At 68.0% G+C, this 14,968-nt stretch carries 11 protein-coding genes; 7 read left to right on the plus strand and 4 right to left on the minus strand.

Annotated elements, in window-relative coordinates; translation table 11 throughout:
• Positions 1–131 precede the first annotated feature (131 nt).
• Together ACG10_RS00395 and ACG10_RS00400 are read left to right on the plus strand one after the other, a co-directional pair.
• Positions 132–578 carry a nuclear transport factor 2 family protein gene (locus ACG10_RS00395; protein ID WP_089166698.1) on the plus strand — a complete coding sequence of 149 codons (447 nt, stop codon included), beginning with the start codon at positions 132–134 and terminating at the stop codon, positions 576–578.
• A gap of 166 nt (positions 579–744) precedes the next feature.
• A complete protein-coding gene (locus ACG10_RS00400) occupies positions 745–1,587 on the plus strand; it encodes an alpha/beta fold hydrolase (protein WP_089166699.1) in 843 nt (280 codons plus the stop codon).
• Positions 1,588–1,805: 218 nt separating this feature from the next.
• On the opposite strand, the gene ACG10_RS00405 is transcribed toward ACG10_RS00400, so the two are convergent.
• On the minus strand, positions 1,806–2,756 hold the full coding sequence (locus ACG10_RS00405; RefSeq protein WP_089166700.1) for a homoserine kinase: 951 nt from the start codon (positions 2,754–2,756) through the stop codon (positions 1,806–1,808).
• Positions 2,757–2,772: 16 nt separating this feature from the next.
• A complete protein-coding gene (locus ACG10_RS00410) occupies positions 2,773–3,060 on the minus strand; it encodes a DUF2782 domain-containing protein (protein ID WP_039800707.1) in 288 nt (95 codons plus the stop codon).
• 73 nt (positions 3,061–3,133) lie between these two features.
• On the opposite strand from ACG10_RS00410, the gene polA reads away from it, so the two are divergent.
• Positions 3,134–5,869, plus strand: coding sequence for a DNA polymerase I (gene polA, locus ACG10_RS00415; protein ID WP_089166701.1), 2,736 nt, complete (start codon positions 3,134–3,136; stop codon positions 5,867–5,869).
• A gap of 442 nt (positions 5,870–6,311) precedes the next feature.
• On the opposite strand, the gene ACG10_RS00420 is transcribed toward polA, so the two are convergent.
• Complete coding sequence (locus tag ACG10_RS00420; RefSeq protein ID WP_089166702.1) at positions 6,312–6,710, minus strand: hypothetical protein; 399 nt, start codon at positions 6,708–6,710, stop codon at positions 6,312–6,314.
• Between the two features lie 690 nt (positions 6,711–7,400).
• On the opposite strand from ACG10_RS00420, the gene trhP reads away from it, so the two are divergent.
• The gene (gene trhP, locus ACG10_RS00425; RefSeq protein ID WP_089166703.1) at positions 7,401–8,762 is read left to right on the plus strand and encodes a prephenate-dependent tRNA uridine(34) hydroxylase TrhP; all 1,362 of its coding nucleotides are present in this window, start codon (positions 7,401–7,403) and stop codon (positions 8,760–8,762) included.
• 3 nt (positions 8,763–8,765) lie between these two features.
• On the opposite strand, the gene ACG10_RS00430 is transcribed toward trhP, so the two are convergent.
• Positions 8,766–10,940 carry a putative bifunctional diguanylate cyclase/phosphodiesterase gene (locus ACG10_RS00430; RefSeq protein ID WP_089166704.1) on the minus strand — a complete coding sequence of 725 codons (2,175 nt, stop codon included), beginning with the start codon at positions 10,938–10,940 and terminating at the stop codon, positions 8,766–8,768.
• 120 nt (positions 10,941–11,060) lie between these two features.
• Here ACG10_RS00430 and uvrD point away from each other — a divergent pair, with 120 nt between their 5' ends.
• From uvrD to ACG10_RS00445, 3 genes are all read left to right on the plus strand, one after another.
• Positions 11,061–13,241: a DNA helicase II gene (gene uvrD, locus ACG10_RS00435; protein WP_089166705.1), complete on the plus strand. Its 2,181-nt coding sequence runs from the start codon at positions 11,061–11,063 to the stop codon at positions 13,239–13,241.
• A gap of 101 nt (positions 13,242–13,342) precedes the next feature.
• The gene (locus ACG10_RS00440) at positions 13,343–13,909 is read left to right on the plus strand and encodes a TetR family transcriptional regulator (RefSeq protein ID WP_089166706.1); all 567 of its coding nucleotides are present in this window, start codon (positions 13,343–13,345) and stop codon (positions 13,907–13,909) included.
• Positions 13,910–14,066: 157 nt separating this feature from the next.
• Positions 14,067–14,921 (plus strand): Tim44 domain-containing protein, encoded by an 855-nt coding sequence (locus ACG10_RS00445; protein ID WP_089169750.1) that lies wholly within the window; start codon positions 14,067–14,069, stop codon positions 14,919–14,921.
• Positions 14,922–14,968: the final 47 nt, after the last annotated feature.

Below are 14,968 nucleotides of genomic sequence, written 5' to 3' on the forward strand. Positions count from 1 at the left end.
GCGGCGCGGCTGAGCTTCATCGTTAGGCGCTGGAGTTAGACGCCGTAGGAGACATCTTCCCGACGTCTGTCGATCTACGACCCCGTCGTTCGACTATTGGGACGACTGTCACGTCGAAAAGGAGGAATGAGATGAGTTCGACAACGGATAGGGCCGAGATTGAAGTGCTCTTCCAAAAACTGGCAAGAGCGCACGCTGACCACAACGCAGATGCCATCGTCGACGCCTATGCGCCGGACGCTGTAATTTTCGATCTGGCGCCGCCACTAGGGCGCCGCGGAATGAACCGCGACAGCGTCGCAGCCTGGCTTGGCGGCTGGGACGGGCCCATCCAGATCGATGCGCGCGACGTTAATCTCACTGTCGACGGCGACTTGGCGTTCGTATCAGCGCTCAACAGAATGCGCGGGCGCCAAGGCGGTGAAGATCAGGATATGTGGTACCGCACGACGATGTGTCTTCGGAAGACAAGTGGGCGATGGCGCATCGTCCACGATCACTCGTCGGTGCCTTTCTACATGGATGGGAGCTATCGGGCTGCGGTTGATCTTAAAGCGCAGTGGGATGGCGCGGCCTGACGGCTCGTCGTCAGTGTGACGCGCCTAACAAGCGCGTGCACCGGACCTTCGCAAGCTACGCTTGCTTCGGCCGGTGAAGCGCGGCGTTATCTATCCTCTGAACAGCGAAGGCGAGCCTTTCCGGCAGCCTTCACCCGTCACTGCCCGCTATCGGAGGAAGCAGCCCATGGAGCGGTTCGTACAGACCAACGGCATCCAGTTGCACAGTCTGGATCACCCCGGCGGCGAGCCGCCGCTGGTGCTGATGCCCGGCCTGACCGCCAATGCCCATGCCTTCGACGGCCTGATCGCAGCGGGGCTGAGTCCGGCGCTGCGGGTGCTGGCCGTGGATGTGCGCGGGCGCGGGCTGAGCGACAAGCCGGAGCGCGGCTACGGCATGGCCGAGCATGCCGCCGACGTGATCGGCCTGCTGGATGCGCTGGGGCTGGCGCAGGTGGTGCTGGGCGGGCATTCGTTCGGCGGCCTGCTGGCCCTGTACATGGCGGCGCATTACCCCGACAGGGTCGGCAGGCTGGTGGTGCTCGATGCGGCCTGCTCTTTCCATCCGCAGGTGCGCGAGCTGATCCAGCCGTCCCTGGACCGTCTGGGTACGGTGCATCCCTCGTGGGATGAGTATCTGGCGACGATCAAGCGGATGCCGTTCTACGCGGGCTGGTGGGACCCGGCCATCGAAAGCGCCTACCGCGCCGACGTGGAAACCCGTGACGACGGCACGCTCAGGCCGCGCTCGCGCCCCGAGGCGATCGGCGAGGCGCTCGACGGGCTGCTCGCCGAGGACTGGCCGGGCCATCTGGCCGCCGTCCGCCAGCCCATGCTGCTGGTCAACGCCCCGGGCGCCTACGGGCCGCCGGGCACGCCGCCGGTGCTGCCGCGCGAGCAGGCGCTGGAGACGGTCGCGGCGGTGGCCGACGGGCGCTACGTCGAGGTGCCCGGCAACCACATGACCATGCTCTTCGGGGAAGGCGCCGCACGGACGGTGGAGGCGATTCTGGACTTCGTGCGTTCATAGCCAGGCAGGTGGAAAAGCGCTGTGCGCGTTTTCCAGCCTGCCGCCCGGTACCAGGCCAATCGATCGTGCCAGCGTTTCGTAGGGCGGGTTAGGCCGCAGGCCGTAACCCACCGACCGGCCGCAGGGCCGGCAATGGGGATGCCTGCCGGCATCCTTGGCGGGTTACGCCGCGTCGCGGCTAACCCGCCCTACGCGAGGCTGGGGTTTTACGACGGGGATTACAGGGCGAAGGGCAGGGCGACCTGGACGTGGCGGCGGGCCTGCAGGCGGCGGCGGAACACTTCGGGGTCGTGGATCAGCACCTGCTGGCCGGCGAAGGCCTGGGCGGCGATCAGCCGGGACAGCCAGAAGCGCAGGCAGGCGATGCGCAGCATGGCCGGCCAGAGTTCGGCCTCGGCGGCGCGGAAGGGGCGCTTGGCCGAGTAGGCGGCGAGCATGGCCTGGGTGAGCTGCGGGTCGAGGGTGCCGTCTTCCCGGGAACACCAGTCGTTCACGGCGATCGCCAGGTCGTAGAGCATCGGGCCGGAGAAGGCGTTGTAGAAGTCGATCACCCCGGTCAGGTGCGCACCGTCGAACAGCACGTTGTCGCGGAACAGGTCGGCGTGCAGGTTGGCCGAGGGCAGGGCGAGCAGGCGGGCCTTCAGCCGGGCGACCTCGGCCAGCGCCTCGCGCAGCAGCGGCAGCTGCTCGTCCGGCAGCGACAGGGCGAGTTCCGGGCCCTTTTCCAGCATCCATTCCAGGCCGCGGTCGCTGGGCCGCGGCAGCGGGCTCTTGCAGGTCGCCAGGTGCAGGCGGGCGAGCAGGGCGCCGACTTCTCGGCAGTGGTGCGCGTTGGGTTCCTGCACGTGCCTGCCGGGCAGGCGCGGCTGCAGCAGCGCCGGCTTCTCGGCCAGCTTGCGCAGGGCCTGGCCGTCGGTGGTGCGCAGGGCGTAGGGCACCGGCAGGTCGGCCGTGTGCAGCACGTCGAGCAGTTCGATGAAGAACGGCAGATCGTCCATCTGGCCGCGTTCGACCAGGGTCAGGACGTACTCGCCCTGTTCCATGCTGACGAAGAAGTTGCTGTTCTCGCTGCCTTCGGCAATGCCCTGGAAATCCAGCAGCCGGCCGAGCCCGTAGGGCGCGACGAAGGTTTCCAGCTCGTGGCGTTCGAGAGGGGTAAAAACCGACATGTTCAGGAGGGCTCACTTACCATTCGAAGATTTTCCAGGCGGGGATCCGCATGGTCGGCTCGTCGGAACGCACGAAGTTGGCATCGTTGCCGTCGGCGCGTACCAGGAAATAGGGTTTGCCAAACTTGGGGGTGACCTTGATGGCATAGAGGAAGCCATTGACGCGGTATTCCTCGATGGTCTTGTCGTCCTCCTCGCGGATGGTCACGTCGGGCTCGCCGGACGGTGCATCCTGCTGAGCGAAGACGCCAACCGCACCGAAGGCCAGCAGAGCGGCCAGCAGCAGGCGAGGGAAGGTGTGCATGGTAACCTTGTCCTTTCGTCGTCAAGTCTTGTCATTCTAGCGCCGCACCCGCGGAAAAGGTTGATTCTTCGTCATGGCCCAGACCCCTCTCGTCCTGGTGGACGGCTCCTCCTACCTGTACCGCGCCTTTCATGCCCTGCCGCCGCTGACCACCTCCGCCGGCCTGCCCACCGGGGCGGTGAAGGGCGTGCTGAACATGCTGCTCAGCCTGCGCAAGCAGTATCCGGACAGCCCCTTCGCGGTGGTGTTCGACGCCAAGGGGCCGACCTTCCGCGACGAACTGTTCGAGCACTACAAGTCGCACCGCCCGCCGATGCCCGACGACCTGCGGGTGCAGATCGAGCCGCTGCACGCCTGCGTGCGGGCGCTCGGCCTGCCGCTCCTGTGCATCGACGGGGTGGAGGCCGACGACGTGATCGGCACCCTGGCGCGCTCGAGCGCCGCCGCCGAGCGGCCGGTGGTGATCTCCACCGGCGACAAGGACATGGCGCAGCTGGTCGACGGCCACATCAGCCTGGTCAACACCATGACCGGAAGCCGGCTGGACCGCGCCGGGGTGGTGGAGAAGTTCGGCGTCGGCCCGGAGCTGATCATCGACTTCCTGGCGCTGATGGGCGACAAGGTGGACAACATCCCCGGCGTGCCCGGGGTCGGCGAGAAGACCGCGCTCGGCCTCCTGCAGGGCCTGGGCGGCGGCCTCGACGTGATCTACGCCAGCCTCGACAAGGTGCCGGGGCTGCCGATCCGCGGCGCCAGGTCGCTGGCCGCCAAGCTCGAGGAGCACCGCGAGATGGCCTACCTGTCCTACCAGCTGGCGACCATCAAGACCGACGTGGCGCTGGACATCGAGATCGATGCGCTGCACCCGGCGGCGGCGGATCGCGCGGCGCTGATCGAGCTGTACCGCGAGCTGGAGTTCAAGAGCTGGCTGGACGAGCTGCTGCGCGAGGCCCATGCGGCCGGCGCCGACAGCCCCGCGGCGGACCCGGCGGCGCCCCGGGCGCAGTACGAGACCGTGCTCGACCAGGAGCGCTTCGCGGCCTGGCTGGACAAGCTGGCGCAGGCCGAGCTGATCGCCTTCGACAGCGAAACCACCAGCCTGGACGCCCAGCAGGCGGAGCTGGTCGGCCTGTCCTTCGCCGTCTCCCCTCACGAGGCGGCCTATATCCCGCTGGCGCACCGCTACATGGGTGTGCCCGAGCAGCTCGACCGCGACGCCGTGCTGGCCGCGCTCAAGCCGCTCTTGGAAGACCCGGCCCGGGCCAAGGTCGGCCAGCATGCCAAGTACGACATGAACGTGCTGGCGCACTACGGCATCGAGGTGCGCGGCGTGGCCTACGACACCATGCTGGAATCCTACGTGCTGGACTCCACGGCGACCCGCCACGACATGGACAGCCTGGCGCTGAAGTACCTCGGCCACGGCACCATCCGTTTCGAGGACATCGCCGGCAAGGGCGCCAGGCAGCTGACCTTCGACCAGATCGCCCTGGAGCAGGCCGGCCCCTACGCGGCCGAGGACGCCGACGTGACCCTGCGCCTGCACCAGTGCCTGTGGCGGAAGCTCGAGGCCATCCCGGCGCTGGCCAGGGTGTTGACCGACATCGAGATGCCGCTGGTGCCGGTGCTGGCGCGCATCGAGCGCCACGGCGCGCTGGTCGACGCCAAACTGCTCGGCGAGCAGAGCCTGGAGCTGGGCGGGAAGCTGCAGCAGCTGGAGCGCGAGGCCCACGAGCTGGCCGGCGAGGCGTTCAACCTGGCCTCGCCCAAGCAGCTCGGCGCGATCCTCTACGAGAGGCTCGGCCTGCCGGTCCTGTCCAAGACCGCCAAGGGCCAGCCGTCCACCGCCGAGAGCGTGCTCGCCGAGCTGGCCGAGCAGGGCTACCCGCTGCCCCAGGTGATCATGCAGCACCGCAGCCTGAGCAAGCTCAAGGGCACCTACACCGACAAGCTGCCGCAGCAGATCAACCCGCGCACCGGACGTATCCACACCAGCTATCACCAGGCGGTGACCGCCACCGGGCGGCTGTCCTCCTCGGACCCGAACCTGCAGAATATCCCGATCCGCACTCCCGAAGGCCGGCGCATCCGCCAGGCCTTCGTCGCACCGCCGGGCTACCGGCTGGTGGCCGCCGACTACTCGCAGATCGAGCTGCGCATCATGGCCCACCTGGCCCGGGACGAGGGCCTGCTGGACGCCTTCCGCCACGACCGCGACGTGCATCGCGCCACCGCCGCCGAGGTGTTCGGCGTCGAGCTGGAGCAGGTCTCCCACGATCAGCGGCGCAGCGCCAAGGCGATCAACTTCGGGCTGATCTACGGGATGAGCGCCTTCGGCCTGGCCAAGCAGATCGGCGTCGACCGCAAGCAGGCCCAGGCCTACATCGACCGCTACTTCGCCAGATACCCTGGAGTCCTTGCCTATATGGAGCGCACCCGGGCGCAGGCCGCCGAGCAGGGCTATGTGGAGACCCTGTTCGGCCGCCGCCTGTACCTGCCGGAGATCCAGTCGAAGAACGGCGCCCTGCGCAAGGCCGCCGAGCGCACGGCGATCAACGCGCCGATGCAGGGCAGCGCGGCGGACATCATCAAGCGCGCCATGGTGGCGGTGGATGGCTGGCTGCTGGAGAGCGGGCTGGATGCGCGGATGATTCTGCAGGTGCACGATGAACTGGTGCTGGAGGTGCGCGAGGACCAGGTCGAGGCGCTCAAGGCCGGCCTGCTGCCGCGCATGAGCGGCGCCGCCGATCTGGACGTGCCGCTGCTGGTGGAGGCCGGGGTGGGCGGCAACTGGGACGAGGCGCACTGAGCCGGGCGCGGGAATGCCATCGCGATGGCGGAGGTTCCCCCTCGAAGGCCGCATTTTTCAGCCAGGAATGTTTTTGAGCTGAACTTTTGGAGCGATCGTGCAGTCAGACCTGTACGACTGGCTGAAAAGCCTTTCGATGCTCCTTGTTGTGTTAAGTGTTGGCAGATATGCGGACTCCCTGGAGTCCGACGTTAAACCCCGAACCTCTTCCTCCCCCATATGAAGTTCGGGGTTTTTTTTGTTCCTGATTCAGTGTTTTGGACCGGGAAAAGCGCGAAAACGCCGAGACGGCCCCGATTGCGCGGGAGAGGCCGACGGCGTGGTATTGACGTGAGGAAGTGTAAAGGCGGCTCTCCCGCCGCTTCGATCGCCAGGGGGAGGCAGGGGAGCGGGAGAGCCTGACGCGGTAGCGGCCCGGTCGGAGGTCCGGGTCGCGGAACTCTTAGCGGATGGTGCGCATGACGTCGCTGGCGTCGGCCAGGGCAGTGGTCTTGGGCTTCTTCGGATGCGGACGGTTGCCGCGGATCTCGACCTTGTCGCCGGCGGCGAAGACGCGGTTCGGCGAGCGCACCGTCTTCAGTTCGCCGCTGTCGGTGCGGACCACGTAGGCGCGGTCGCTGCCACCGGCTGCATCCTGGGCGGAGCCGCCGAACAGCGCACCGACGCCGGCACCGACCAGGGCGCCGATCGGCCCACCGACGGCGCCGACCATCATGCCGGTCATGCCGCCCGTTGCCTTACCGGAGGTCTGGTCTTTCACTTCACTGACGATTTCGTCTGCGTTGACGCTGCCGATGGTCAGCAGGCCGAGGGTCAGAGCCAGGATGCCGAGCTTTTTCATGGCGGTTCCTCCGAGGAACTTTCAGTGGGCTACATCAGGGTTATTCCACGAAACATGCCAAACGCATTGGTACGTAGAATCAATGACTTAGCTTCCTTTCCCCGGCTCGGTTCGCGACAAAATGTCGCGTCGCAGACAAGCGCTTGTCGGAATTCCTCCAAAAAAATGAACTTTCATTGATCTAAGTCAAGAAAACGTAGCTGCATTTGTGCATTCCTACCCGGAAGCCGACCACTGGAGCAGCGGGACGGGCAGGGAGGGCGAAGGCCGGGGGAGGAAGCCGCGAAGTTCTTCATGGCAGTTCCTCCGAGGCACATTTCAGGGTGGGGTGCTGCTTCCGTATTCCCTGCTCCGCACTTTTTTCATCTGGCCGACGTTCTTCGGAAACCGGGCGCCGGGCGGTATTGGGATCTGTGGCCGGCGGAGTCGCCGTCTGAAACAAAAAGTAATGATTTGACTGATCTGGATCAATCCGCGGTCGGCGATTTCATGCCTTTGTATGGCAGTGCGGGGCCTGATGGCTTACCGCAAAATCCCGCCGTTGCAGGGTTCCCGGCCGCCATGCAGAGGGCGTGCCGCACAAAGGAAAGGGTGATCGGGCCAGGGCCCGCGCCCATCGGAAAGGACGCGCGTCCCGGCAAAGCGCAGTAGAATCTTCGCCCTTTTGCTGCCCCTGCGAGTCGCTGCGCCATGACCGCCTCTGCCCCCCGCCCCGAACTGCTGTCCCCCGCCGGCACCCTCAAGTCCATGCGCTACGCCTTCGCCTACGGCGCCGATGCGGTGTACGCCGGGCAGCCGCGCTACAGCCTGCGGGTGCGCAACAACGAGTTCGACCACGCCCACCTGGCGCTCGGCATCGCCGAGGCCCATGCCCAGGGCAGGCAGTTCTACGTGGTGGTCAACATCGCCCCGCACAACGCCAAGCTGAAGACCTTCCTCAAGGACCTGCAGCCGGTGATCGACATGCAGCCGGATGCGCTGATCATGTCCGACCCGGGGCTGATCATGCTGGTGCGCGAGCACTTTCCGGCGATGGCCATCCACCTCTCGGTGCAGGCCAATGCGGTGAACTGGGCCAGCGTGGAGTTCTGGCGCCGCCAGGGGCTGACCCGGGCGATCCTTTCCCGCGAGCTGTCGCTGGAGGAGATCGGCGAGATGCGCGAGCGGGTACCGGGCATGGAGCTGGAGGTGTTCGTCCACGGCGCGCTGTGCATGGCCTATTCCGGACGCTGCCTGTTGTCCGGCTACATCAACCACCGCGACCCCAACCAGGGCACCTGCACCAACGCCTGCCGCTGGGAGTACAAGGCCCACGAGGGCAGGGAGGACGAGCTGGGCAACATCGTCCACGTCCAGGAGCCGGTCCCGCTGCAATCGATCGAGCCGACCCTCGGCAGCGGCGCGCCCACCGAGCGGCTGATGCTGCTCGAGGAGAGCAAGCGGCCGGGCGAGTACATGGAGGCCTTCGAGGACGAGCACGGCACCTACATCATGAACTCCAAGGACCTGCGCGCCGTACAGCACGTCGAGCGGCTGGTGCAGATGGGCGTGCATTCGCTGAAGATCGAGGGCCGCACCAAGAGCCACTACTACGTGGCGCGCACCGCCCAGGTGTACCGCAAGGCGATCGACGACGCGGTGGCCGGCCGGCCGTTCGACAAGTCATTGATGGATACCCTGGAGTCGCTGGCCCACCGCGGCTACACCGAGGGCTTCCTGCGCCGCCATGTGCACGACGAATACCAGAACTACGGCTATGGCTACTCGCTGTCCGAGCGCCAGCAGTTCGTCGGCGAGCTGACCGGCGAGCGCCGCGGCGGCCTGGCCGAGGTGCAGGTAAAGAACCGCTTCGCCTTGGGCGACCGCCTCGAGCTGATGACTCCCCAGGGCAACCTGAACTTCCGCCTGGAGGCCCTGGAGAACAAGCGCGGCGAGCGCGCCGAGGTGGCCCCGGGCGACGGCCACACCCTCTACCTGCCGGTGCCGGAGGGCGTGGACCTGGAGTACGCCCTCCTGATGCGCGAGCTGGACGGCACCACCACCCGCGGCTGAGGCTCAGTCGCTCATCGCACAGGCCTGCTGCGCGGCCTGCTCGCGCAGCAGGCTCGCCAGGGTCGCCGCCTCCACCGGCCGGCTGATCAGGTAGCCCTGGATCTCGTCGCAGCCGTGCTCGCGCAGGAATTCCAGCTGCGCCGGCTCCTCGACGCCCTCGGCGACCACCTCCAGGCCCAGGCTGTGGGCCATGACGATGATCGCCCGGGTAATCGCCGCATCGCCGCCGTGGCCGGAGCCGTCCAGGCTGCGGATGAAGGTCTGGTCGATCTTCACCACGTTGACCGGCAGGTGCTTGAGGTAGCCGAGCGACGAATAGCCGGTGCCGAAATCGTCGATCGCCAGGCGCACGCCCAGCGTGCGCAGCCGGGTGAACACCTTGGCCAGGTGCTCGACGTCGTCCGACAGCTGGCTTTCGGTCAGCTCCAGTTCCAGCAGGTGCGCCGGCAGGCCGGTGCTGACCAGCACGGCGCCAACCCGCTCGACGAAATCGCCCTGGCGCAGCTGGCCCATGGAAATGTTCACCGCCACGCGCAGTTCGGCGATCCCCGCCTGCTGCCAGGCGCGCGCCTGGGCGCAGGCCTGGTGCAGGACGAAATCGCCGATGGCGTCGATCTGCCCGGTTTCCTCGGCCAGCGGAATGAACTGCGCCGGCGACACCAGGCCGCGCTCGGGGTGGCGCCAGCGCACCAGCGCCTCGGCGCCCTGCAGACGGTTCGCCGCGAAATTCAGCTTCGGCTGGTAGAACACCTCCAGCTCGCCGCGCACCAGCGCCTTGTCCAGCTGCGCCTCGAGCAGCAGGCGCTCGCGGCTGCTGCTCTGCAGGCTGTCGCGGTAGAACTGCAGGGTATTGCTGCCGAACTGCTTGGCATGGCGCATGGCCATGGCCGCCTGGCAGAGCAGGGTGGCCGGCTCGCCGCCAGCCGCGGACAGCAGGCCGATCCCCAGCGAGGCGCTGACCACCACCTCGTGTTCGCCCACCGGCACGCCGTGGCGCAGCACGCTGAGCAGGCGACGGCCGAGCTGCTCCACCTCCTCCAGCGTCTTGTCGGTTTCCAGCAGCACGGCGAATTCGTCGACGGCGATCCGCGCGACGGTATCGGCCTGGCGCAGGCTGTCGCCGAGGCGCCGGGCCAGCGCGCAGATGATCTCGTCGGCGAGCTGATGGCCGAGGCTCTCGTTGAGCCGCTTGAAGCGATCCAGGTTGAAATGCAGCAGCACCAGCTCGCGGCCAGGTACGCGCGGGCGTCTGGCCAGGATCTTCAGGCGGCGCAGCAGCAGGCTGCGGTTGGCCAGGCCGGTCATCGGGTCGTGACTGGCCTGATAGCGGCGCAGCGCCTTTTCCTCGCGGCGCGCCCGCTCGCTGGCGGTGAGTGCCCGGGTGCGTTCGTCGACCCGCTCCTCCAGCGCCTGCTGCGCGCTGCGCAACTCCTCCTCAACGCGCCGGCGCCGCTGCACCTCGCGGGCAAGTTCGTCGTTCAGCCGGGCGGTGGCCTGCCGCGTCTGCTTCTCGAACTCCAGCAGCGAACGGTTCTGGAAGCGCTGCAGCAGGTTGCGGCGGGTCGTCCGGTTGATCTGCCAGGCGCTGAGCACGAGGGCCGCCAGCAGGATCAGGCCGAGAATGCCCCAGCCCTGCAGCCGGCTGTGGTCGAGGCCGAGCAGATACAGGCTGGAGGGCAGCAGGGCGGGCAGGGCGAAGGCGAGGAAGGCGCCCAGGCTGGCCGCATAGGCCATGCTGGCGCAGATGGTCGCCGCCGCCAGCAGGCCATGGATCAGCGCCTGCTGCAGCGGTGTGGCCAGCGGCATGAGGAAGATGCCGATCTGGGTCAGGGTCGCCCCCGAAACCGCGGCGCCGAGCAGGAAGCTGTGCCGCCAGATCGCCTCGGCCTGGTGCTCCGCCGAGGCACGGTGGAAGGCCAGGATCCGCCACAGGCTCAGGCCGATCAGCGAACCCACCCAGAGCGCCAGCCAGGTCAGCGTGGCCAGGTCGTGCTGCTCCCAGAGTAGAAATACGCAGCTCAGGCCGCCGCTCAGCATCAACAGGATCGGCAGCGGCGCGGCATGGTACAGCCGGCGGTTCAGGGCCGCCTCCATTGGCACGCCGTAACGCTCCCGGATGCTCTCCGGCGCTATGGCCGGCGGCACTACATTCGGGGGGAAGAGAAAATTCATATCCATGTTATTGATTTCTACACATCCGGTCCCAAGGCGGGCGATTACGAAGATCGCCCCTGGTGTGTCGTATCGCAAGGCACCCCGAGTTTGCCCCGTCTTCGCAGCGGCCGCTAGAATGCCGCGATGCGCGACGACCTATCCTTTCTGCTAAGTACCCTCAACGCCGCCCAGCGCCAGGCTGTGGCCGCACCGCTCGGCCCGAACCTGGTGCTGGCCGGCGCCGGCTCGGGCAAGACCCGCGTGCTGGTGCACCGCATCGCCTGGCTGATCGAGGTGGAGAGCGCCTCGCCCCACTCGATTCTCGCGGTGACCTTCACCAACAAGGCCGCCGCCGAAATGCGCGCGCGCATCGAACAGCTGCTCGGCCACAGCCCCATGGGCATGTGGATCGGCACCTTCCACGGCCTGGCCCACCGCCTGCTGCGCGCCCATTGGCAGGAGGCGAGTCTCGCCGAGAACTTCCAGATCCTCGACGCCGAAGACCAGCAGCGCCTGGTCAAGCGGGTGATCCGCGAGCTGGGCCTCGACGAGCAGCGCTGGCCGGCGCGCCAGGCGCAGTGGTTCATCAACGCCAAGAAGGACGAAGGCCTGCGCCCGCAGCACATCCAGCCGGGCGGCGACCTGTTCCTCGCCACCCAGCTGAAGATCTACGCAGCCTACGAGGCGGCCTGCGCGCGCGCCGGGGTGATCGACTTCGCCGAACTGCTGCTGCGCGCCCTCGACCTGTGGCGCGACAAGCCGGGCCTGCTGGAGCACTACCAGCGGCGCTTCCGCCATGTGCTGGTCGACGAGTTCCAGGACACCAACGCCGTGCAGTACGCCTGGCTGCGCCTGCTGGCGCAGGGCGGCGCCAGCCTGATGGCGGTCGGCGACGACGACCAGTCGATCTACGGCTGGCGCGGCGCGCGGATCGAGAACATCCAGCAGTTCTGCGAGGATTTCCCGGCCGCCGAGACCATCCGCCTGGAGCAGAACTACCGCTCCACCGGCAGCATCCTCAAGGCCGCCAACGCGCTGATCGCCAACAACCAGGGCCGCCTCGGCAAGGAGCTGTGGACCGAGGGCGCGGACGGCGAGCCGATCGGCCTCTACGCCGCCTTCAACGAGCACGACGAGGCGCGCTACGTGGTGGAGAGCATCCGCCAGGCGCTCAAGGACGGCCTGGCGCACAGCGAGATCGCCATCCTCTACCGCTCCAACGCCCAGTCGCGGGTGCTCGAAGAAGCGTTGCTGCGGGAGAAGATCCCCTACCGCATCTACGGCGGCCAGCGCTTCTTCGAGCGCGCCGAGATCAGGAACGCCATGGCCTACCTGCGGGTGATCCACACCCGCCACAACGACGCGGCGCTGGAGCGGATCATCAACCTGCCGGCCCGCGGCATCGGCGAGAAGACCGTCGAGACCCTGCGCCAGCTGGCCCGCGAGGCCAACCTCTCGCTGTGGGGCGCGCTGCACCAGGCGGTCGGCGGCAAGCTGGTGAGCGGCCGCGCCGCCAGCGCGCTGAACGCCTTCGTCGAGCTGATCGACGGCCTGGCCCTGAAGGTCGAGCAGCTGCCGCTGCCGCTGATGACCCAGGTGGTGATCGAGGACTCCGGGCTGCGCGCCTACCACGGTACGGAGAAGGGCGAGAAGGCCCAGGCGCGGGTGGAGAACCTCGAGGAACTGGTCAGCGCCGCCCGCGCCTTCGAGCACGCCGGGGACGAGGACGCCCAGTCGCCGCTGGCGGCCTTCCTCGACCACGCCTCGCTGGAGGCCGGCGAGCAGCAGGCCGGCGACTTCGAGGACAGCGTGCAGCTGATGACCCTGCACAGCGCCAAGGGCCTGGAGTTTCCGCTGGTGTTCCTGGTCGGCATGGAGGAGGGCCTGTTCCCCCACAAGATGAGCCTGGAGGAACCCGGCCGCCTCGAGGAAGAGCGCCGCCTGGCCTACGTCGGCATCACCCGCGCCATGCAGCGCCTGGTGGTGACCTACGCCGAAACCCGCCGGCTGTACGGCAGCGAGACCTACAACAAGATCTCGCGCTTCGTCCGCGAGATCCCGCCGGCGCTGCTGCGCGAGGTGCGCCTGTCCAACAGCCTCAGCCGCCCCGCCGCTGCCCGCCCCAGCCATGGCGCGATATTCGCCGGCGCCGCCGTGCCGGACACCCCCTTTGCCCTCGGCCAGCGCGTGCGCCATCCGCTGTTCGGCGAGGGCACCATCCTCAACTTCGAAGGCGCCGGTGCCCAGGCGCGGGTACAGGTGAACTTCGAGGGTGAAGGCAGCAAGTGGCTGATGCTCGGCTACGCCAAGCTGGAGGCGGTGTAGCCGGATCGCCCCGGCCAGCCCGGCCCAGGTTCTTCCACCACCGGTCGCCGCCGCCGTCAGCCGCTCTGGAAGCGTCCATACTGAAAGGCGGAGGTGAGTCCATGACCAGTTCCGCGCAGATCCTCGATACCGCCCTGCAGATCGCCGAGCGCAGCGGTTGGGAGCGGCTGCGCCTGTTCGACGTGGCCGCCACGCTGGGCGTCGGACTGGACGAGGTCGCCCGCCGCTACCGGGACAAGGACGCCCTGGTGGAAGCCTGGTTCGACCGCGCCGACTCGGCCATGCTGGCCCGCGCCCGGGATGCCGGTCTGGCGGTGCTGACGCCGGCCGGGCGGCTGGAGGAGCTGCTAGTCGTCTGGCTCGCGGCGCTGGCGCCGCACCGGCGGCTGACCGCGGAGATGCTCTGCTACAAGCTCGAGCCCGGCCATGTCCATCTGCAGGCGCTGGGGCTGATGCGCATCAGCCGCACCGTGCAGTGGTGGCGCGAGGCGGCCGGGCGGACCAACTCCCACCTCTCGCGCATCGGCGAGGAGTGCGCGCTCAGCACCGTCTATCTGTGCACCTTCAGCCACTGGCTGCGCCACCGCCGGGAGGACGAGGCGGCGCTGCGCGCCTATCTGCGCCGGCGCCTGTACAGCCTGCCGCTGGCCTGGCTGCTGCGGCCCTGAGCCGGTCCGCGGGCAAAAGCTCGAAACAGTTTTTCTCCGGCGTTGCCCGGCGTCCGGCCGCCATTGCTTTCAGCTTGGGAAATAATGAATGACAGCTCCCGGCACTGCTGGGCAAGATGAAATGCGTGACATCAACTACAACTACGGGAATCCCCACATGCGTCGTTTTCTCAGTCTCTGCATGGCGTGTTGCGTGGCCATGACCCTCAGCCTCGATGCCAACGCCAAGCGTTTCGGCGGCGGCAAGTCGTCCGGCAGCGAGCCGACCCACCAGACCCGCCAGATCCAGCCGCAGCAGCCGGCCGGCAGCACTGCCACGGCGCCGAACGCGGCCGCGCCGACTCCCGCCCGTCCGGCCAGCGGCGCCTCGCGCTGGCTCGGCCCGCTGGCCGGCATCGCCGCCGGCGGTCTGCTGGCCTCGATGTTTATGGGTGACGGCTTCGACGGCATCCAGCTGCTCGACATCCTGATCCTCGCGCTGATCGCCTTCCTGGTGTACCGCCTGATCGCCGCCCGCCGTCGCAAGCTGCACCCGGCCATGGCCGGTCACGCGCCCATGCAGCGTGAGATGCCGGCCCAGCCGCGTGCCGCCGCCAGCGCCGCGCCGGCCGCCGCCCAACGCCGCGCGTCGATCCAGGCGCCGGCCTGGTTCAACGAGCAGCGCTTCCTGGAGGCCGCCCGCCAGCACTTCATGGCCCTGCAGCAGCACTGGGACGCCAACGAGATGGACAAGATCGCCGAGTTCGTCACCCCGCAGATGCTCGACTTCATCCGCAAGGAGCGCGCCGAGCTGGGCGACGGCTTCCAGTCCACCTACGTCGAGAACCTACAGGTGCAGCTGGACGGCCTGGACGACCTGGCCGACAAGACCGTCGCCACCCTGACCTTCAGCGGCGTGTCGAAGAACTCCCGCTTCGAGCAGGGCGAAACCTTCAGCGAGAGCTGGCGCATGGAGCGCCGCCAGGGCGAGAACCAGCCCTGGCTGATCGCCGGCATCCGCCAGAACGGCTGAGCCGAACCCCAGCGACGGAAAACCCGGGCTTGCCCGGGTTTTCCTTT

The organism is Azotobacter chroococcum (assembly GCF_002220155.1).
Classification (GTDB): domain Bacteria; phylum Pseudomonadota; class Gammaproteobacteria; order Pseudomonadales; family Pseudomonadaceae; genus Azotobacter; species Azotobacter chroococcum.